The 18,879-nt window shown below is 43.8% G+C and carries 26 protein-coding genes; 11 read left to right on the plus strand and 15 right to left on the minus strand.

The window, feature by feature from the left end; translation table 11 throughout:
• Window positions 1-52: 52 nt before the first annotated feature.
• Together ACTRWF_RS17620 and ACTRWF_RS17625 are read left to right on the plus strand one after the other, a co-directional pair.
• Window positions 53-2,116 (plus strand): glycoside hydrolase family 3 N-terminal domain-containing protein, encoded by a 2,064-nt coding sequence (locus ACTRWF_RS17620; RefSeq protein ID WP_462835955.1) that lies wholly within the window; start codon window positions 53-55, stop codon window positions 2,114-2,116.
• A 70-nt stretch (window positions 2,117-2,186) separates the two neighbouring features.
• A complete protein-coding gene (locus ACTRWF_RS17625; protein WP_462835956.1) occupies window positions 2,187-3,257 on the plus strand; it encodes a mechanosensitive ion channel domain-containing protein in 1,071 nt (356 codons plus the stop codon).
• A gap of 159 nt (window positions 3,258-3,416) precedes the next feature.
• On the opposite strand, the gene ACTRWF_RS17630 is transcribed toward ACTRWF_RS17625, so the two are convergent.
• Both ACTRWF_RS17630 and murQ read right to left on the minus strand, forming a co-directional pair.
• Window positions 3,417-4,946, minus strand: a complete 1,530-nt coding sequence (locus tag ACTRWF_RS17630) for an exo-beta-N-acetylmuramidase NamZ domain-containing protein (RefSeq protein WP_462835957.1) — start codon at window positions 4,944-4,946, stop codon at window positions 3,417-3,419.
• Window positions 4,947-4,964: 18 nt separating this feature from the next.
• The gene (gene murQ, locus ACTRWF_RS17635; protein ID WP_462835958.1) at window positions 4,965-5,960 is read right to left on the minus strand and encodes an N-acetylmuramic acid 6-phosphate etherase; all 996 of its coding nucleotides are present in this window, start codon (window positions 5,958-5,960) and stop codon (window positions 4,965-4,967) included.
• A 190-nt stretch (window positions 5,961-6,150) separates the two neighbouring features.
• Here murQ and alr point away from each other — a divergent pair, with 190 nt between their 5' ends.
• Window positions 6,151-7,227 carry an alanine racemase gene (gene alr / locus ACTRWF_RS17640; protein ID WP_015066134.1) on the plus strand — a complete coding sequence of 359 codons (1,077 nt, stop codon included), beginning with the start codon at window positions 6,151-6,153 and terminating at the stop codon, window positions 7,225-7,227.
• Between the two features lie 397 nt (window positions 7,228-7,624).
• On the opposite strand, the gene ACTRWF_RS17645 is transcribed toward alr, so the two are convergent.
• The 3 genes from ACTRWF_RS17645 to ACTRWF_RS17655 form a co-directional block, all read right to left on the minus strand.
• Entirely contained in the window at window positions 7,625-8,329 is a 705-nt protein-coding gene (locus ACTRWF_RS17645) for a YitT family protein (RefSeq protein WP_015066135.1), read from the minus strand.
• 222 nt (window positions 8,330-8,551) lie between these two features.
• Window positions 8,552-8,863, minus strand: a complete 312-nt coding sequence (locus ACTRWF_RS17650) for a hypothetical protein (RefSeq protein ID WP_012517102.1) — start codon at window positions 8,861-8,863, stop codon at window positions 8,552-8,554.
• 115 nt (window positions 8,864-8,978) lie between these two features.
• The gene (locus tag ACTRWF_RS17655) at window positions 8,979-9,365 is read right to left on the minus strand and encodes a VOC family protein (protein WP_462835959.1); all 387 of its coding nucleotides are present in this window, start codon (window positions 9,363-9,365) and stop codon (window positions 8,979-8,981) included.
• Window positions 9,366-9,668: 303 nt separating this feature from the next.
• Between ACTRWF_RS17655 and ACTRWF_RS17660 the strand changes: the two genes are divergently transcribed.
• The 4 genes from ACTRWF_RS17660 (at window position 9,669) to ACTRWF_RS17675 (ending at window position 13,635) form a co-directional block, all read left to right on the plus strand.
• Complete coding sequence (locus ACTRWF_RS17660) at window positions 9,669-10,787, plus strand: TonB-dependent receptor (RefSeq protein WP_012517104.1); 1,119 nt, start codon at window positions 9,669-9,671, stop codon at window positions 10,785-10,787.
• A gap of 20 nt (window positions 10,788-10,807) precedes the next feature.
• Window positions 10,808-11,605, plus strand: coding sequence for a substrate-binding periplasmic protein (locus ACTRWF_RS17665; protein WP_012517105.1), 798 nt, complete (start codon window positions 10,808-10,810; stop codon window positions 11,603-11,605).
• Between the two features lie 166 nt (window positions 11,606-11,771).
• Entirely contained in the window at window positions 11,772-13,043 is a 1,272-nt protein-coding gene (locus ACTRWF_RS17670; RefSeq protein ID WP_462835960.1) for an NRAMP family divalent metal transporter, read from the plus strand.
• 115 nt (window positions 13,044-13,158) lie between these two features.
• On the plus strand, window positions 13,159-13,635 hold the full coding sequence (locus ACTRWF_RS17675; protein ID WP_020745294.1) for a hypothetical protein: 477 nt from the start codon (window positions 13,159-13,161) through the stop codon (window positions 13,633-13,635).
• A gap of 80 nt (window positions 13,636-13,715) precedes the next feature.
• Here ACTRWF_RS17675 and ACTRWF_RS17680 read toward each other — a convergent pair whose 3' ends face one another.
• Genes ACTRWF_RS17680 through ACTRWF_RS17690 form a run of 3 tightly spaced genes read right to left on the minus strand, consistent with a single transcriptional unit; the run spans window position 13,716 to window position 14,944 of the window.
• Window positions 13,716-14,045 carry a zinc ribbon domain-containing protein YjdM gene (locus tag ACTRWF_RS17680; protein WP_012517108.1) on the minus strand — a complete coding sequence of 110 codons (330 nt, stop codon included), beginning with the start codon at window positions 14,043-14,045 and terminating at the stop codon, window positions 13,716-13,718.
• 24 nt (window positions 14,046-14,069) lie between these two features.
• Entirely contained in the window at window positions 14,070-14,465 is a 396-nt protein-coding gene (locus tag ACTRWF_RS17685; RefSeq protein ID WP_287150529.1) for a GNAT family N-acetyltransferase, read from the minus strand.
• Between the two features lie 56 nt (window positions 14,466-14,521).
• A complete protein-coding gene (locus ACTRWF_RS17690; RefSeq protein ID WP_287150496.1) occupies window positions 14,522-14,944 on the minus strand; it encodes a GNAT family N-acetyltransferase in 423 nt (140 codons plus the stop codon).
• 261 nt (window positions 14,945-15,205) lie between these two features.
• On the opposite strand from ACTRWF_RS17690, the gene ACTRWF_RS17695 reads away from it, so the two are divergent.
• The gene (locus ACTRWF_RS17695) at window positions 15,206-15,628 is read left to right on the plus strand and encodes a putative toxin-antitoxin system toxin component, PIN family (RefSeq protein WP_287150494.1); all 423 of its coding nucleotides are present in this window, start codon (window positions 15,206-15,208) and stop codon (window positions 15,626-15,628) included.
• Window position 15,629: 1 nt separating this feature from the next.
• The gene (locus ACTRWF_RS17700; protein WP_012517112.1) at window positions 15,630-15,851 is read left to right on the plus strand and encodes a toxin-antitoxin system HicB family antitoxin; all 222 of its coding nucleotides are present in this window, start codon (window positions 15,630-15,632) and stop codon (window positions 15,849-15,851) included.
• 93 nt (window positions 15,852-15,944) lie between these two features.
• On the opposite strand, the gene brnA is transcribed toward ACTRWF_RS17700, so the two are convergent.
• The 3 genes from brnA to ACTRWF_RS17715 are packed head-to-tail and all read right to left on the minus strand — an operon-like array spanning window position 15,945 to window position 16,814.
• Window positions 15,945-16,190, minus strand: coding sequence for a type II toxin-antitoxin system BrnA family antitoxin (gene brnA, locus ACTRWF_RS17705; protein ID WP_012517113.1), 246 nt, complete (start codon window positions 16,188-16,190; stop codon window positions 15,945-15,947).
• A gap of 52 nt (window positions 16,191-16,242) precedes the next feature.
• A complete protein-coding gene (locus ACTRWF_RS17710; protein ID WP_012517115.1) occupies window positions 16,243-16,536 on the minus strand; it encodes a HigA family addiction module antitoxin in 294 nt (97 codons plus the stop codon).
• A complete protein-coding gene (locus tag ACTRWF_RS17715; protein WP_462835961.1) occupies window positions 16,536-16,814 on the minus strand; it encodes a type II toxin-antitoxin system RelE/ParE family toxin in 279 nt (92 codons plus the stop codon). Before ACTRWF_RS17715 ends, ACTRWF_RS17710 begins: the two co-directional genes overlap by 1 nt.
• A 148-nt stretch (window positions 16,815-16,962) precedes the next feature.
• On the opposite strand from ACTRWF_RS17715, the gene ACTRWF_RS17720 reads away from it, so the two are divergent.
• Window positions 16,963-17,211, plus strand: coding sequence for a type II toxin-antitoxin system Phd/YefM family antitoxin (locus ACTRWF_RS17720; RefSeq protein ID WP_012517117.1), 249 nt, complete (start codon window positions 16,963-16,965; stop codon window positions 17,209-17,211).
• Window positions 17,201-17,494, plus strand: a complete 294-nt coding sequence (locus ACTRWF_RS17725) for a type II toxin-antitoxin system RelE family toxin (protein WP_020742810.1) — start codon at window positions 17,201-17,203, stop codon at window positions 17,492-17,494. Before ACTRWF_RS17720 ends, ACTRWF_RS17725 begins: the two co-directional genes overlap by 11 nt.
• Before the next feature lie 110 nt (window positions 17,495-17,604).
• On the opposite strand, the gene ACTRWF_RS17730 is transcribed toward ACTRWF_RS17725, so the two are convergent.
• The 4 genes from ACTRWF_RS17730 to ACTRWF_RS17745 form a co-directional block, all read right to left on the minus strand.
• The gene (locus tag ACTRWF_RS17730; RefSeq protein ID WP_012517119.1) at window positions 17,605-17,901 is read right to left on the minus strand and encodes a type II toxin-antitoxin system RelE/ParE family toxin; all 297 of its coding nucleotides are present in this window, start codon (window positions 17,899-17,901) and stop codon (window positions 17,605-17,607) included.
• 3 nt (window positions 17,902-17,904) lie between these two features.
• Window positions 17,905-18,123, minus strand: a complete 219-nt coding sequence (locus tag ACTRWF_RS17735; RefSeq protein WP_012517120.1) for an addiction module protein — start codon at window positions 18,121-18,123, stop codon at window positions 17,905-17,907.
• Between the two features lie 175 nt (window positions 18,124-18,298).
• Window positions 18,299-18,562: a type II toxin-antitoxin system RelE family toxin gene (locus tag ACTRWF_RS17740; RefSeq protein ID WP_012517121.1), complete on the minus strand. Its 264-nt coding sequence runs from the start codon at window positions 18,560-18,562 to the stop codon at window positions 18,299-18,301.
• Window positions 18,549-18,782, minus strand: coding sequence for a ribbon-helix-helix domain-containing protein (locus ACTRWF_RS17745; protein ID WP_012517122.1), 234 nt, complete (start codon window positions 18,780-18,782; stop codon window positions 18,549-18,551). The genes ACTRWF_RS17740 and ACTRWF_RS17745 overlap by 14 nt, the downstream gene beginning before the upstream one ends.
• Window positions 18,783-18,879: the final 97 nt, after the last annotated feature.

Below are 18,879 nucleotides of genomic sequence, written 5' to 3' on the forward strand. Positions count from 1 at the left end.
TTTATGCTAGCGTACCGTATTGTGCTTTGTGTTTCCAAGGATTAGATAAACATTGTTATTCCAGCAAGTTATTTGTAAAAAACACGTCTCTGTTATGGGGGAAATACGTATAGCCCTAGGCTTTTTAGCGATTACTTTTTTAGCGGGTATAACTTCTGCTCAGTCCTTAAGTGCTAACGCCCCGGTCAACTTAACCACAGGTAAGAGTGCCTCTATTCAAAAAGGGGGCGCACAAGGCGGTATACAGCAAAACGCAGATAGTCTTAGCACCATCAAGGCCATGCTGGGCCAAAAGATCATTTTAGATTTTCGCTATTTCTGCGAAGACGACACACCATCATCGCAATGCCGCACACCAATGACGAAAATCCCTGCAAGTTTGCTGGCACTATTAAGTAGTCACAACATTGGTGGCGTGATTCTGTTTTCAGAAAACATTGAAAATACCGAGCAGTTGATAACGCTAAATTACACTATGCAGCAGCATATGTTGAAAGTGGGCAAGCAACCATTATTTATCGCTATCGATCAAGAGGGCGGTAGGGTAGCGCGCCTGCCCTCAGACATGTTAGCGCCATTTGCCGGTAATATGGCAATTGGTGCGACGTTTCATCAACATGGCAGTACTTTTGCGCAACGCGTGGCTCGCCACATCGGTAAAACGCTCTTACCCCTTGGTATTAACACCAACTTTGCCCCATCAGTTGATATAAACAGCGAGCCGAAAAACCCGGTTATAAACGTGCGCAGTTTTTCAGAACATCCAGAGCAGGTTGCTGCGCTGGGCCAAACGTTTGTTGAAGCAATGCAGGGGACGGGCGTGATAAGTGCAATTAAGCATTTTCCAGGTCATGGCGACACGCATGTGGATAGTCACAGCGGTCTTCCACTGGTAAGTCATACCCGAGCACAAGCAATGACGGGTGATATTCTGCCGTTTTCTAATATTATTAGAAGTGCCACACCGCCGGCCATGGTAATGAGTGCACACATTCAGTATCCATCGTTAGACGATACCAGAATTACAGACAAGAACGGAAAGCGACAAATAGTTCCAGCGACTTTGTCGAAGAAGATATTAACCAACTTGCTTCGCAAGCAACTGGGGTATAAAGGTCTAATTGTTACTGACGCTCTAGATATGGCGGGTATTACACAGTTCTTCTCGCACGAAGAGGCTTTAGTTCGCGCATTTAGTGCGGGCGCGGATATTGCGCTTATGCCTTTCACTATAAGAAATAAAACGGATATAAATGCGTTTGCAAAGCTTCTCGACAATGTAGCAGTAAAACTCGCAGATAGCGCATTAGATACATCATCAGAAAGCGCTTTCTTGATATCTTCATATAATCGTATTATCGAAGCAAAACAACGGTTTACGCTAGATGGTTTTATTTCCAAGCCGAAGGTCTGGTGGCTTGATGAAGCAAACGACAATGCATTGACTAATAACCCTAACAGTTTAAAAAACAAAGGAATTAGAATAGAGAAAGCGCTTTCTGAAGGTTCGGTGTCTGTGCTTTTCGGAAAAGAAAAACTACCGATAACATCAACGCGCTGGTTGGCGCTAATGCCGGATGCGGCGAGGTGTTTAGCATTTGAAGCCGCACTTGCACATGCTAGTTCTAAAAGCACCAATAAGCCTCTAGAGTTTGCTTGTTTACCCCTAACCGCGCTACCTAACACCCAATTAGCTATGGACCTATTACAGCAGGCTGAAGCTTTAATAGTAGGTAATATTAGCCCGCTTCACGCGACCTATGAGTTAGGTGGGTTTGATCTACCTGAGCATGTGAAGCGACGTGCGCGTGAAACTGAGGTGATGGCATTTAGTAAAAAGATAATGTCTGCTGCGAAAACACAAAATAAAACCGTAGTTTTTGCACCGCTACGTATGCCGTATAGTGCACAAGATGTTAAAAGCATGACAGATATTGCTATTGCCACATTCAGTTATGCCATTAGTGTAAGCGCCCAAGGTAGCAAAGAAGAAAACAAAGACGATCAAAAGGTTACCAGCTATAGTCTGAACGCACTAGCTGATGTTTTATTAGGTAACACGGCTGCTAAAGGCCGTTCACCCGTTTCGTTAGACTCACTTTCACTACAAAAGTAGAGCCTGTGAAGGCGCGAATTTAAAAGGTAAATCAAAGGCTACCTGGAAAGGTAACCTTAAAGGAAAAAATATGGATACAGAAAAATTATCAGACACTACACAGGTATCGCTAATTGATACTGTGTTAAGTGCGCTACTTCCATTTGCTCCTTTGCTCATTGCTATCGCTTTGGTGATAAGTGCGCTCATTGCACTGCATTATCTTTTGCTGGCAAAACAGGGCCACCTTACCAGTGAACAAAAACTGCCCCGCCAAGTAGGAATGTTGGTACTTACTATCGTTGGAGCTGTTATAATTGCGATGACCCTTCCTGTAAGTGAAAGCACACGAAATCAAGTGATCGCGCTTATTGGCGTACTAATTTCAGGGGTAATTGCGTTTTCTTCCACCACCATGGTGGGAAATTTGATGGCCGGAATAGTACTTCGTGTTAACCGCCCATTTAAAGTGGGAGACTTTATCAAGGTAGAAGGCTATAGCGGACGCGTTACCGAAATGGGTCTGCTGGATGTTGAAATTCAAACCGAAAGCAGAGAGCTTATTGCCTTTTCCAATACGCTGATGGTGAATTCGCCGGTCTCGGTTACTCGCGCCTCTGGCGCAATCGTTAGCGTAGATATTAGTTTAGGCTACGACATACATCACAGTATTATCGAAAAGCACCTGCTTATTGCGGCAGAAAATGCCAAATTGTCAGAGCCATTTGTGCAGGTGGTGGGGTTGGGCGATTTTTCGGTAAGTTATCGTATTTCTGGTTTACTTACCGAAGTGAAAAGCTTGCTAAGCGCTCGTTCAAGGCTGCATAAAGCCGTACTCGATGCACTGCATAATTCTGACATTGAAATTGTGTCGCCCAGCTTTATGAATCAGCGCCCTCAGCCTGATGATTTGAAGATGATAGCTAAATCTCCTAGCCAAACTAAACAAGAGGAAACGTCTCCTGAAGACGTTATTTTTGACAAAGCTGAAGAGGCAGAGCAAAAAGAAAAGAGTAAAGAAACGCTGATGAAGAAAATTGCCGATATTGATGCAAAGATTGCAGAAAGTGACAGTGAAAGAAGGGATGAGCTTAAGCATCAAAAAGCCACAGCTGAAGCTGAGCTTACTATTCTGGTTGAAACAAAAAATGACGATGGTTAGCTTTCACTAACTTATTTAAAGACTATTTTTATTGCTTTAGGGGTTGTGTGAGTATTTACTTACATGTTGGCTTTTTTTGAATTTCTCCCTCTATTCTCACGAATGTTAGCCATCGCGAGATTTCTTTAACTCTTTGCGTTAGCGTAGCTAATTTGAACGTCATTCAATGTCTTGATAAAGAAGATACGCAGCTCTTTTTTCTCTGAACTCGACTAACTCTTTCTGCCAACTTTGGCGAATTTTCTCGGGGGGCATGCCTGCTTGAATTTGAATTCTTAGCGCATCGGTACCGGCCAATTTGTCGAAGAATTCTGGGCGAGTAAAGAAGGTTTCATTTGAGCCGTCACTGTTGCTTACAGTGGTGTTATATTCAGAAAAGCGAGAATAGGCGTTTACCAAGGTTGTGATGTCTAAACCAGTAATAGGTGAATATTCTCGAATTGATAGCCCAGGGCTAAAGCTTTGTGACTTCGTAAAATTAGCTTTGGTATAATCAGCGTTAACAAATACGTGCGCACTTAACATAGAATTTTCATGCTTAGGGTGGGGCGCTGCACTATTTGCTTTTACCGGTACTTTAGTTTCACCTAACTTAACACGGGGGTGACCGATAAGCTGAAAAGGAAAATCAGTGCCGCGACCAATGCTGACATCGGTACCTTCGAAAAAGCACAGTGTCGGGTATAGTTTAATAGACAAATCGTTTGGCAAGTTAGGGCTAGGGGCTACCGGCAGTGAATAATGTGCAGAGCGTTTATAGTCTTCCATCGGTACAACGGTAAGTTTTGCATTGTTGTAGCTGCTCGCATCAATACCCAACCAACGTTCCCCCACAATCATTTGCGCAAGTTCACCCAAAGTCATGCCGTGAAGAACGGGAATAGGGTGCATACCAATGAAAGAAGAATATTCTGACGTCAACACCGGGCCGTCGACATAGCGACCGTTGGGGTTTGGTCTATCTAGCACGATAACGTCGATATTGCGCGCGAAGGCGGCTTCCATTACGTAGTGCAAAGTACTTAAATACGTATAGAAGCGTACGCCTACATCCTGAATATCGAAGACAATGACATCGATATTTTCCAGCATAGCAGGCGTTGGCTTTTTGGTTTTGCCGTAAAGAGAGTGAATAGGTAAACCCGTTTTAGCATCAATATCGCTATGTACCTTTTCACCTGCGCCTTTATTTCCTCTAAACCCGTGCTCGGGTGACATAATGCTTACCACGTTAATACTGCGGCGTAATAAGGCGTCCAGTAAATGCTGGTAGTGATGGTTTGCATTAATCGAATTTGAATGCGCAGTTGAGCTGTTATTTGCTTCACCATTTTCAAATTCGCTTGCGGAAGAATACGTGGGCGAGGGTGGTAGATAACTATGTTCCTTAACCAAGGCACTTTGATTCACTACCAAGCTAACCCGCTTACCAACTAACAAAGGTAGGTACTTTGAGTAGCGTTCAGCCCCTACTGCAAGTTGGTCGGCGTTTAAATATTCATTAGGCAACCCTTCTTGCTTGACGTCTCTACTGTTATTATTGCTTGTATATACATGTGTAGATAAGTTTTCTGGCGCGCATCCGGTAAGGAAAGCGAAAGTGGTCAGCAGGGACAGCGCAATAACAAATGCGCTTATCGTGTAACGTCTAACCTTTATGCTCGTATTGATTAACCCGAAAACTTTCATAGCAATAATCTACTTTAACTATTCGCTTTCATTTACCGCGTTACGCAAATAGCCATCGTTGGCGTTTAGCTGCGCGGCGGCCTGCTCGGCATTTTGCCCCGTCAATACCATTAAAATGGCAACTTTAGCTTTATTATCGCACCCACTAAGAGCTGCCAAAGCGGCATCTTCACTGCACTCGGTAGCCTGCATAACAATACGTAGAGCACGTGCTTTAAGCTTTTCGTTTGTGGCATTTACATCTACCATTAAATTCTGATAGGTCTTACCAAGTTTGACCATGGTGCTCGTACTTATCATATTTAAAATAAGCTTTTGGGCGGTTCCCGATTTCATACGGGTGCTTCCGGTTAATACTTCTGGGCCAACGATTGGACATATTGACGTATCCGCATTCTCAAAGATGGCTGCATTGGGGCTACACGCAATGGCACCAGTAAAGCAGCCCAGTGATCGTGCATATTCTAAAGCGCCACTTACATACGGAGTACGTCCACTGGCTGAAATGCCGATGACGGTATCTTTTTGACTAAGCGCGAGCGTTTGTAGGTCAGTCTTTCCCGCTTCAACGTTATCTTCAGCGCCTTCAACCGCGTGTTGTATTGCGCTTTCACCGCCTGCGATTACGCCAACGACTAAACTATCGGGGACGCTGAACGTAGGTCTACACTCTACCGCATCTAATATGCCTAACCGCCCGCTCGTGCCTGCGCCTATATATATAAGCCTTCCACCACTTCTAATACTCATTGTGGCTGCATCTACCGCTTTTGCGATGTGTGGAATTTCTTGCGCAACCGCCTGCGCGACTTTAGCGTCTTCATTGTTTATACAGCGTAAAATACCCACCGTACTCAGCGTATCTATATTCAGCGAGTCTGGATTCCTGCCTTCCGAGATAATCTTATTAAGAGACTGCGCTAGTTCATTAACGGTGGAATGAGTATGCTCAGCAGGCTCTGAAGTGCTGTTTGAAAGAGAAGGTGAAGTCGTAGATGGCTTGTGGGTAGACATTAAAAACCTTGAAGCAACGTAGTAATAAAATTGTGCGAAGCCAAAGCATAACGGTATTTTACCTTACAAGAAACCTTACGTTAGATTGCGCCTTTTTCAGCATTAATCTAGCACGCCTTTAAAGTTTCTCATGGTACACTTTCCGTTTACTCTTTCGATGACAATAAACATTTAAGGAACGTGTTTTTCTGTGAGCCGACAAACGCAAGCTATCATTCACGCTGACGCCCTTTTACACAACTTTAAAGCGCTTGCCGCGATAGCGCCATCAAGCCAGTCGATGGCGGTAGTGAAAGCTGATGCCTACGGGCATGGAGCCGTAAATGTAGCGCGTATTTTACAGCATGTATCGTCGCAATTCGCTGTAGCCATTATTGAAGAAGCAATAGCACTTCGCGATGCAGGTATAAGTGCGCCCGTGGTCGTATTAGAAGGGGCGCATCAGGCGAAAGAGTGTCAGATGGCGTTTCAGCATAATTGTATTTTGGTGATGCACTGCGAAGAACAACTTCAGTGGTTGAATAACTGCCCAGAAAACCAACGTCCTCACATTTGGCTTAAAGTGGATAGCGGCATGCACCGCTTAGGCTTTGCGATTTCCGACATTGAAGATATGACGAAAAAATATCGTCACCTCCTTAGCGAACAAACGGTCATCGCCACCCATTTCGCGTGTGCCGATGATGTGGATAACGGCTTTACCGCCTCGCAATTATCAGCATTTAAACGAGTAGCCGACGCTATTGGGTTACCTACTAGCGTTGCGAATTCCCCCGCTATCGTAAATTGGCCAGCAAGCCGCAACGCGTGGAACCGGTTAGGGGTAGGTGTATACGGCGGTGCGGTATCTACAGCTAACAATGTTGGTGTTGAGATTTACCCCGCTATGACGCTTCGCTCCAGTATACTTGCGGTGCGTACCATTGCTGCGGGCGAAGGGGTTGGCTACGGTCAAAGGTGGGTGGCATCTAAACCGAGTAAAATTGCAACTGTGGGAATTGGCTACGCAGACGGTTATCCAAGGCATTGTAAAAACAAAACCCCAGTGATGGTGCGTGGAAAACGGGCTTTTCTGGCGGGCCGGGTATCAATGGATATGATCACCATTGATGTTACCCACATCGATAATGTGAGTGTGGGTGATGAAGTCGAGCTGTGGGGGCAAAACGTGCCTATCCAGGAAGTCGCTGCGTGTGCAGATACCATCGACTATGAGTTAATGACACGGGTGTCGCAGCGCGTTCCCCGTATAGTAAAATATCTATAAGTTTCAACGTAGTGCCACTTTCCCTCTAAACTATATAAGTTTTAATTAAGCACTATTCATTAAAAGAATGAGACTTTTACCCCTGTCTTGAGTCTATACTAGCGCTGCTTAGATTCAGGATTGCAGTGAATGCTTCACTTCCAACTGTACTAAGCAACAACTCAAAAGTGAGGTTTGTATGCGTACTTCGTTTTCTCGTCCAAGAGTGAATCGTGGAGTAGTAAGTCGACCGTCAAGACCTGTTCAAAAGAAGCAATAGGGTTGCTGTAGGCGTATAGGAATACAAATAAAAGATACAAAAAAGCCCGGTGGGTGTGTCACTCACCGGGCTTTTTATTTGCGTTAGTTTAGCGTTAAGTAACGCAACCTTGCGGCGGGTTGGCTAACGGGCTTTCGCTTACCCGTTTTGCGCGCGTAACTCGCTGTTTAAATTATTGTCTAGCCCACTTCCTAATTTAGGCTCGGTGCGCTCACCTTCCACCTTTTTTGTATTGTTCTCTCCCTGTACTGGGAAATAACGCTCTGGTCTATGGTTAAGAGAAATAACCATATTAAGACAAAACGCGGCTAAGATAGAGATAAGGACTAAATGCCAAGCGATAAAGAAAAGCGCACAAAGCAATATGGTGCTGTCTACCGCCAGTTGGAACGTACCCGCTCTAATATTGAATCGCTGTTGTAGGAAAAACGCCATAATGCCAACGCCGCCAAGGCTCGAGCTATGACGGAACATCATCAGCATACCTACACCAATTAATATGCCGCCAAATACCGCAGCGAATATGGGGTTAACGTGACTAATATCTACAAACGCGGGTATTTGTTCGGTTAACACCGATACCGTGGTGACAGAAATAAAAGTGTTTATGGTGAATCGTTTGCTAATTTGCGTCCATGCCAATGTATAAAACGGCAAGTTGATAAGAAAGAACAGCAAGCCAAAATCCATATCGAAGGCATAAGTACCTAACAGGGCTAATCCTGCTGCGCCACCTACCATTAGATCTTGAGATTGGAATAGGTATACGCCAAAAGCAACAAACAAGCCGGCGCTTATCAGGGCGAAAACATCCTCGATGACACTGTGTTTTGTTTTTTGCATAAGAAGAAACTTGCGTTAAGAAGACACGGCGTAATTATACGTTTACAACCTCAAAGGTAACAGCGAGATGAAAAGTTAACTCAGTGCGATAAACAACTAGGGGTAAGTCTGTCTTTACGACTCTTAACGTGGGAGTGAATAGGGTGTTGCGCCGATGTAAACATTGCACCACACTGGGTCATAGAAATGGTTAAAAACGTGCACTAACTGCCTGAAGACCGACTACTCCACATAAGAAAAGACCACAATATCTTGTTTATTAAATTCAATATTGCACTGCATTATGCCTAAGTGGAGTGGACTATATGCCTCAATCTTGCTGCCATTTGCAACAAACGTGGTATCCCATAACAGCAATTCAGCAGTATCTAACTGACGTTCTACACTCTTTTTCAAAACCCCAGGCGTGAAATTATCGCATAGAATAATGACTTCCCGCCTCGCCTCAATCCAGTAAAATGTAATGGTGATCAGCAATGCGATAGCCGCTATTGCCACCACATCAGCAATAATGGAACGTTTCATGGCTTGCACGTATTGCATCTCCTTTACTTGTTAAGTTTACAACCGCTGCTCTGATAGACAGAAAGACACTAAGCGGCAATAGCGGCAGAAAATAAATTGAAGGTCGAACCTGTATAAAGCGATGTTACGCTGTTTGGATCAAGTCCCACTTATTGCCAAACTTATCTTTAAAGATAGCGACCGTACCATATACTTCTTCGCGAGGGGTCTCTAAAAACAACACGCCTTTGTTTCGCATGTCGTTAAAGTCTCGCCAAAAATCGTTTGTATTTAGAATTAAAAACACTTTATCGGCCGCTTGATTGCCAATAAGCACGCTTTCAACCTGGTTTTTCGCCTGTGTTAATAACAAACTAGCCGGGCTATTCGGTGGCGTTACCAGCACAAATCGCGCGTCATCACCGGTAACTTTATCTTCAGTTAATGTGAAATTTAGAACCGAAGTGAAATACGCAATGGCGCTGTCGTAGTCGTCAACGAAAAAGGTAATAGCAGAAAGGTGTTGAGTCATAAAATAGGTGTTAGCCCACAATTTTGAATAAATTAAATGTGAATACTACCTAAAAGGTGGCCGAGCTGAAATGGAGATTAACCGTTATTGCATAACGCTGGGTGATTTCCGTGAGCGCAATATATTGAGCAACCATTTATGAACATTTTCTGCAAATGATCTTTTTGTAAGGTTTGCACAGTATAGTTAGTACTGAAGGATTTATTTTGGCGCACAGCCGCTTTAAACGTTCACGCCCCACTATTTACTTAGAGGCATGGCTTCGTTTAGGGTTCCCGCCAAAAGTTAAATACAGGAACAGTAATGAACAAGCTACTATCCGCATTTTCTTTAGTTTCATTGGCTACATGCACCGCAGGCCTCGCTAAAGCCGACGAGCTGCCGTTCAATTTGAGTGGGCACGTTCGGGTAAATTACGGTCACCAAGACTGGCAACAACCTGAGTTTAGGGATGGGTTCGAGTTTGAGTCGTTCAAGCTTGGCGTATCAGGCGAATCAGACCAATTCAGCTACAAAGCAGAGTATCGCTGGTACGAAAACACCGATTTCGATACCGTTCGTTTTGCCGACCTTACCTATCACTTTGATGAGCAAACACAAATCACCGCGGGAATTACGCAAACACCGTTTGGTCTACAGCCCTTCGGCAGTAATAACTTTTGGTTCTCGGTGAATTACTACCTTGGCTTCGAAGATGACTATGATGCCGGGGTTAAAATAAATCACGATTGGGAGAACTGGGATTTCCAAGCCGCCTACTTCATGAATGATGAGTACAACGACGCGGCAGAGTTTGGGCGTTATTCCTTTGACGTGGCCGACGACGGCGAATACCGTAATAAAGAAGATGGCCAATATAACTTACGCGCAAATTACTCAGCGAACTTTATCCGTGGCGCTACCACAGATATTGGCGTGTCTTATCAATATGGCAACATTTTAAATTTAGATACCTTGGATGATGGAGATATGAGCGCCTATGCCGTTCACATGCGTCATACGCAAGGTGATGTAAAAGTGGAATTGCAGTATATCGATTATGAGTACGATTTGGCTGCGCCAGAGGGGCAAGCAGATGATCGCATCGCATTGTCGTCTTTTACTTTCCCATTCTTAGCGGCAGCTGACGGTAAAACGTACTCGGCAAACCTAGTTTACTCGGTACCGTATAAATTTACCCACATCGAGTCGCTCACCTGTTATTCAGAGTATAGTGTGGCAAAAGGCCAAGGTAGCGAAGGTAAAAATTCGTCTCAATGGATAAACGGGTGTAGCTTTGGTTGGGATAAATTGTTTGTATATGTAGATAGTATCCAAGGTAAAAATATGTGGTTTTCGGGCGGCCCTGGCGTCGGCCTAGATTTAGGCGGTCGACAGGAAACGACTCACCGTCTTAATATTAACCTTGGTATTTACTTCTAAACGAATAACAGGACTTTGACATGCGATTATTACTTATAGCGACATTTATATTAGCGCTAACACCTATGCAAAGTTTTGCCCACGCGTGGATGAAACTGCGAATAGCGACCACAGAGTACGCGCCTTATACGTCAACCGATATGCAGCACGATGGTTATATTAACCACATCATTGCTGATGCTTTTTTGGAAACCGGCGTGGTTGTTGAATTTGTATCTCTACCGTGGGAAGAGGCATTAGAAGCGACGCTAAACGGCGAGTACGACGCCATTTCTTACGGCAACTTTGTGCGCGCAAGGGAAGCTGAATTTTACCACAGTAACCCGATTACCGCAGAAAGCTTGGTGTTTTATGTGAATGCTGAAAAAGGCCCAGAGACGTGGTCGGAGTTAGGTGACTTAAAAGACCTTAAAATGGGGGTAACAGAAGGTTACCTTTACAATGATGAACTGGCTGCCTATATCCAAGACAATAAAAACGTTGTTGAAGCGCCTACCGATAAAAGCAACTTAGAAGCGTTGATAGAAGGCAGCATCGACGTGTTTCCCATCGATGAGTTAACCGGTTGGTATTTGTTGCAGCGAGACTTCAATACGGGTGATCGTCGCGACGTAATGTCTATCAAACCTTTTATTTCAACGGTGACTACCCATTTGTTAGTACCTAAAGGTGAAGGCGATAGTCAGCTTATTCTCTCTTTATTCAACAAAGGGCTAGAAGAGTTAACGCTAGACGGCAAACTTACCCGTTTTAAGCGATTGCTAAAAGAAGGTTACTATCAACACCCTCAAAAGAAAGTGAACTACGACAGACGCTAGTGTCACTCACTTATACCTTCAACAAATAAGCGTGATATAGGCTGTGTTCTTTAAGCAATTGCAGCCTGTATCGCGAACTTTGCTTCTTACCCTAGACTATCTTTCCTGATTTATATTTACCTGATATGGTTGACGGCTATTTTGTCACGCCCACCTAGAGGTTGCCTTGTTGTATTCAGCTGAAACGTCATTATTTGCCCGCTTTACTGCGCTATTAAAACTTCTTGGCCCAGGCGTACTTATGGCGACAGCAGCAGTGGGAGGGAGCCATTTAGTGGCATCTACCCAAGCGGGCGCGAAGTTTGGATGGCAATTGGCACTACTTATTTTAGTAGTTAACCTACTTAAATATCCCTTTTTTAGGGCGGGGGTCAGCTATACCATTAGCACTAAACAAACCCTACAGCAGGGCTATCTAGGCATGGGTAAGCGTTACCTAGCCATTGCGCTATGCTTAAATATTATCGCATCGGTAGTGAACGCCGCTGCCTTGTTACTGTTTGCGGCAAGTTTGTTGTCGTACTCTGTTCCTTTTGATATTGCCGTGACCTTATCTGCAAGCGTGGTGCTTGCACTCATCTTACTCATATTACTGGCAGGCCATTTTGAAGGGCTAGACAATATCGCAAAAGGCATTATGGGCATATTAGTTGTGGCAACAGTGGCTGTATTTATAGTGGCACTAAACAACTACACGCCAGCTGTGGGGGCGCCGGTAGAGCAGCCTTCGCCATGGACTCTTGCTACCTTAGGCTTTCTAGTGGTAACCATGGGTTGGATGCCTGCGCCGATAGAGATATCGTCTATCACTTCTTTATGGTTAAAGCGTCAATGTTCTACCCAAGCTGTAACACCTAAAACAGCCTTGTTCGACTTTAATTTGGGGTATGCAGTCACTGTGCTTCTTGCTCTCTTATTTCTGGGGTTGGGGGCACTTATTTTATATGGCAGTGGTACGGAATTAAGTACAAGCGGCATTGGCTTTTCTCACCAACTTATCAGTATGTATTCATCAACTATTGGGCAGTGGGCCCATTGGCTTATCGCGCTGGTGGCATTTTTATGTATATTTGGCTCAGCGCTAACCGTGTACGACGGCTATGCACGTGTGGTGGCTGAAGCTATAGCTTTACTTTTTAACAAACAAAAAGCAGCGCGAAATACGCTAGTTACACCTGTGCTATTGTTCATGGCAGTTGCCAGCTTTATTATTGTTCTTTTCTTCAAGTCTGCCTTACTTGCAATGCTAGGTTTTGCGATGACACTAGCCTTTGTTACCACCCCCATGTTTGCCTGGCTTAACCACAAGTTAGTAGCTAGCACTCAATTACACCATGATGCGTCGCCCAATGTAGTGGTAAGAATGCTGAGCTATATTGGGCTAGCTTATCTGTTTGGCTTTCTCATCGTATTTGTGTGGTGGAAATGGTTCAGTTAGGCGCCTAGTCGCGGCCGCGCCTAGTAAATTAGTTTAATAACGCGTACTTAGACAACCTTTAATAAAAATCCTCCTCTATACTTTGTTCGACACTATTAAAGGAGTGCGTTATTCGGTGCCCAGCGTTAAATTATCATCTAATTCTCTTTCAGCGATTTTTAAGCGATGTAAATCTAGCCTCATCGTGTGCCTGCTATGCACGGTAACCTGGGGGTGCACAGAAGCGTCTTCGGTCGCTGTAAAGTGGCATAACGCCTACGATATTGAAAGAGAGCTTCACTTGCTTGGGCAAGAGGAAGACCCACGCAAAATTTATAAGCGGCTTCGAAGCATTAAACAGCAAGCGTCACTACAACTTTCTCAATTGCGCGAGACAGGGCCACAAGATACTGTGTTTCGCGACTGGCTTGAATCGCTCCAAATAAGCCTCTCGCTTGCGCCTTTGCATAGCAATAAAATAGAAACGTGTAACGTGTGGCAAAAAGCCATGGAAGCGTCTTGGGGTGTGGAGCTGGTACAATTTAATGAACGAGCGAAACTCGTGTGGCGCGTAATGCTAGCCACCTGCAACGCGCGAGTTCGCTCCCTGTGATACGGTTAAACGCCAAAGCCTAACTGTTAGTCTATATAAACAGGGGCGTGGTGGTACGCAAAATTTGTTGCAGGCGCCCTTTATGCTTTTTTAACGAATTGGGCTGTAAGCATCATCTCACCGGCGCCATCAACCTTACAATCTAGCTGGTGGTCTTTCGCATCTTTTACGTGGCGAATTAAGGCTTTAGTACCAATTTTTAGTACCAGTGAGCTTCCTTTAACTTTTAAATCTTTTGCTAGCGTAATTTTATCGCCAGCCACTAAAGGAGTTCCGTTAAAATCTTTTGCAGATACCTCTTCTTCTACTTCGTTAGGGTTCCACTCGTGTCCACACTCGGGGCAAATGAGTAGAGACTGGTCTTCGTATACATATTCTGATTGGCAGTGGGGGCAAGGAGGTAACGACATCGTGAATTCTCTTAAAATACTGAGTTAAAATGCTCGGGTCATGAAATGGCTGTTAGGGTCTAGAACGTAGTTAGCAAAAGGGCCGCAGTCCACAAAACCAAACTTTTTATATAAGGTTCTGGCTGCCAAAAAGTATTCTTGTGTTCCCGTTTCCAAACTGACCGAGCTGAACCCCTTCATTTTCGCATGTTCTAAGGCAAAAAGTAATAACTGTGAAGCCACACCCGTCCCCCGAAACTGCTTGGCAGTGCGCATAGATTTCAACTCAGCGCAATTAGCATCAAGGGTTTTAATTGCCACACAGCCTGCAAGTTGCTGCTGCTTCCAACCGCTAAAAAACGTAATATTTGAAGCTTTTAATGCGTTCACATCTAGGGCATGTACGCTTTCAGGTGGAGAAGTGGCGTACATATCCGATATATGCTCTTCTTAAAGGGCGAGTACTTCTCCCCCGCTAAGATCGTCAATAACAATCTTCATACATTTTTCACCATATTAAAAAAGCGCTCGTCTTCGCTTTCAATCACAAAGTTACTTCTTAAATACAGGTTAACCGCGGGACTGATTTTAAAAACGCGTAAAGAGAGGGCATTTTTCTTTGCTTTTAAAGCAAGCCTCTGCGCTTCTTGAAGTGAAGCCATACCTATTCCTTTATTTTGTGCACTACCTATAACCTGCAGGTCGCGCACCACACATGTACTCAAGTTGAAATGAAGGCGCATCACGCCTACTACCTCTTTATTGAGTAAAATGTCGTAGTTTTCCAAATCAGAAGTAACGCTTAGTACCTTATCTACCGTCCAATCAGGGGCGAACTGAGCGTAGTAAATGCGCATGTTTTCATAGGTAATGGCTGCCGCATGTGACAGGTTTGTAGTGGGTATGAAGGTAACGTCCATATTAGCTTTAGTTAAGTAGCGGGTGGTTGAAAAGTATTCTTCAGCTTACGTTATATTGTCAAACTTTCTCGTGCTTAAAGACTCACTTTTTCACAATGCCTATTACCGAAGAGTTAGCAGCGATAGTAATGAATGATACGAAAGCCACCGTGAGCAAACGCATGTGTATGCGTCTCAGCGAACGCAGTGAGTGTATTTATTGGGTTGTTAGCTGCCATTGTTAAATTGAAAAGTGATAGCATATACGCTAGCATATAAATTATGAAAAAAGTAGTGATTGACACCAGTGTACTTATCAGCGCCCTGATTGGCAAAACAGGGCCAGCTCGAGAAGTGATACGGCAATGCTTGTTGGGTAGGTTAAATCCGCTGATTAGCACGACCTTATTTTTGGAATACGAAACAGTAAGTAAGCGAGACAAAATCAAAGAGTTGTGCCCGCTTACCGAGGACGAAGTGAGCAATTTATTAGCAGCATTTTTTAGTGTTTGCGAATGGGTGCAGATACATTATTTGTGGCGACCAAATTTAAAAGACGAAGGCGATAATTTTCTCATTGAACTTGCAGTAGCAGGAAATGCTGAGAGCATTATTACGAATAACCTAAAAGATCTGCGAAATGCGGAATTACAATTTGAAGGTTTGAAAGTGTTAGCGCCAGAAGATTATTTGAGAGGAGTTTAATATGTCTACTCTAACTGTACGTTTACCAGATGATAAGCATAATCGATTGAAAGCTTTGGCTGCGCATAAAAAATTGAGCTTAAACAAATTAATAGAAGAGTTATCTACACAAGCGATAGCTGAATTTGATACAGAGGTAAGATTTAAGGCGATTGCTGCTACTGGAGACAAAAAGAAAGGTTTAGAACTTCTCGATAAGCTTGATTCACATTTTGGTAGCTAACGCTAAGCTTTGGGGCAGTGACGTAGCGGCATAATAGCGAAGCGCCGCTGCGTTACTGTCCCAGTGAACGAAGTGAAAGTGTTTAGCGCTTTGTTAGCTGCTTGTGCGTTCTAAAGACTGCGATTGCTCCAGTCTCTCAGCCAACCAAACCTTAATTATAGATTGGCGAGTAACGCCAACTCGACCGGCTTCTCTATCCAAGGAATCGACCATCCATTCCGGAATGTCCACGTTAATCCTTTTTTGTTTTTGCATTGGGCGTTTTGCTTTGGATAAATCTAAGTGCTGAAGGATTTCATCTCCACTCTCAAAATTTTCCTCGAAATTTTTAGCTTTCATATATTGCCACCTCTGACTTTCTAGCGCACCTGCGAGCGGTTTAATTTGATTGTTAGGCGGTATGCAGATCTATTGGCTGGACGTTATCCAAGTTGATGTTTTGCTTTGCCTGCCAAAGTTCATAGTTGTCTTGCATACTAAGCCAACTCTCAGGGCTGCGCCCTAATACCTTTGATAACCTTAATGCCATTTCTGGCGTTACTGCACTTTTTCCCTTAACGACACGATTTAGTGTAGAAGCGGCTACACCAAGATGGGTTGCAAGTGTCCTGCAACTTATGCCGTGTGGCTCCATGTAAATGGACTCAATAAATTCACCGGGGTGTGGTGGGTTATGCATATTCATTAGTGATAATCCTCGTAATTTAAGATGTAAGCATTACCATCCGTGAACTCGAAAGTTACTCTCCAGTTACCGTTGACAGATATCGACCAAATGTTTGACCTTTCTCCTTTAAGTTGATGTAGAGAGAAGCCTGGCAAATTAATGTCATCAATATCTTGCGCGGTGTGAATAGTAGCTAACTGCATGCGAAGTTTTTTCGCGTGCTTAGTCTGTATGCCTGAAGTTTTCCCTTTTTCGAAAAACAGCTTCAGGCCCTTATGTTTAAATGACTTAATCATGAAAAGAGTGTAGCGTGTTGCGCAACGCGGTGCAACTTGGCGCCTACGTGTTTTTGTCCCTGCGAACGTAGTGAGCGAGTTTATGCGCTTGTTAAACCGACAATGATAGCCTAAAATGACCTAATTAAAGACCTTTTAGGAGACCGATATGGCGACGAGGATTTTGGCAGACGTGGCTGCAAGTATTACTGAACTAAAAGCAAACCCTATGAAAGTTGCGAGCAGTGCATATGGCGACCCTGTCGCTATATTGAATAGGAATGAACCCGCATTCTATTGTGTCCCAGCTGAGATTTACGAAAAAATGATGGATCGTTTGGAGGATCTGGAACTACTGCAGCTTGTTAAAGAAAGGCAAGGTGAAGAAAGCGTTTCGGTGAATTTGGATGACCTATAAATTAGAGTTTAAGAGAAGCGCCCTAAAAGAATGGAATAAGCTAGGTAGTACTTTGCAGCAGCAACTGAAAAAGAAATTAGCAGAGAGATTAAAAACACCACACGTAGCCCCAGATAGAGTGTTAGGTGCCGATAATGTTTATAAAATAAAATTACGTCAATCAGGATATAGGTTGGTGTATCAGGTACTTGATGACGTAGTTGTAGTTACAGTGCTTGCAGTGGGAAAACGTGAGAGAAATGAGGCTTACAAAAAAGCATTAAAGAGACTTGATGTTGAATAAGGGTTTAACATTAAGCTAAGCGGCGCGGACGTGTGGGCTATAATGCGAACGAAGTGAGTTAGCCCGCATGGTAGTGTCCAGCGACCGGAGGGAGTGGCTTGAGCGTCTTGCTAGCCGCGTTCGTGCCAATACCCTGGTTTTCGGTGGTTGTGCATAATAGCTACCACACTAATTTCCCTGTTTTCGATAATTTTATAAATAATAGAGTATGGGAACCTGCTTAAGACAAAGCGTCGATGAGTTTGCCCTATTTTTGTCCATGCCGATGGCAAAGAGCTAACTGAATCGATGGCTTCCTTGAGTTCTTGAGTAAATTCGTGACCCAAACCCAATGACTGTTCTTGATACCAATCAAACGACTCTTTTATTTCCCTTTTAACCTCTGGGTGAAAGGAAACAGGCAGCATCTTTTAATTAAGATCCTTTTCTATCTCTTCCCAACTAATGCTTTTTACCGCACCAGACTCTAGCTCTGCGCTGCGAGATTCTGCAAGTTTTACCCACTCGGATTCCACATCGCTATCAATCTTGGTATCCATAGCCGTTAAAAGACAGTGGGCAGCAAGTGCTTTCTCTTTAGTACTGAGTTGCTCGATATTTGCAAGCATCACTTTTAATGCATCAGACATAAAATAACTCCCATTGGGTATGATTTGATATTACCACTAAAAAAGAGAAGTGAAAGGCTGGATTTACAAGTAGCGGCTAACTTTTAAATAAGGGGCGCAGGCGCGTGGGCTATAATGCGAAGCAGCCCACGTGTATGCGTCCCAGCGAACGAAGTGAGTGAGTTAATTGAGTTTGTTAGGTACGTTTATAAACATCGGAGCGATGCCCGACTTTTATCACCTGTACAACAAGCTCGTTTTCTCGGATTTCATAAATTATTCTATAAAGACCTTGCCGGATACGATACAAGTCGAGTCCACTAAGTTTAATTGCTCCATCCCTTCGCGGGTTTTCAGCTAATAAGTCAATTTTGGCGAGGATCTTTTTAACGTCCGACTTGGGAATTGCCCTAAAATCTTTTGCTACTGACTTCTTGAAAGTGACGCTATATTTTTCCATCAGCTTCCAAAGTGTTTAGCAAGTCCTCATAGGAGATTTCGGGCTCTTTGGCCCTTTGTCTTACCGCAGCCAAATCTTCTTGATCTTCTTTCATAAGGAGTCTTACTGCTTCATCAATCAGTTCTGATATTGAGGTATCTGATGATGCCGCCCGCAGTTTCAAAGCATTATGAATTGCTGGTTCGAAGTAGACGGTAGATCGTTTTGATAAAGTACTCATGAATAAGCCTCCATTTATGTAACATTAAAACATTATAGCGCTAAAATGTCAGTTGGGCTAATTTTTACTCAAGAGTACCTAGACACAATGACTCCCT

It is taken from the genome of Alteromonas sp. G5_S2_22_S1 (assembly GCF_054968525.1).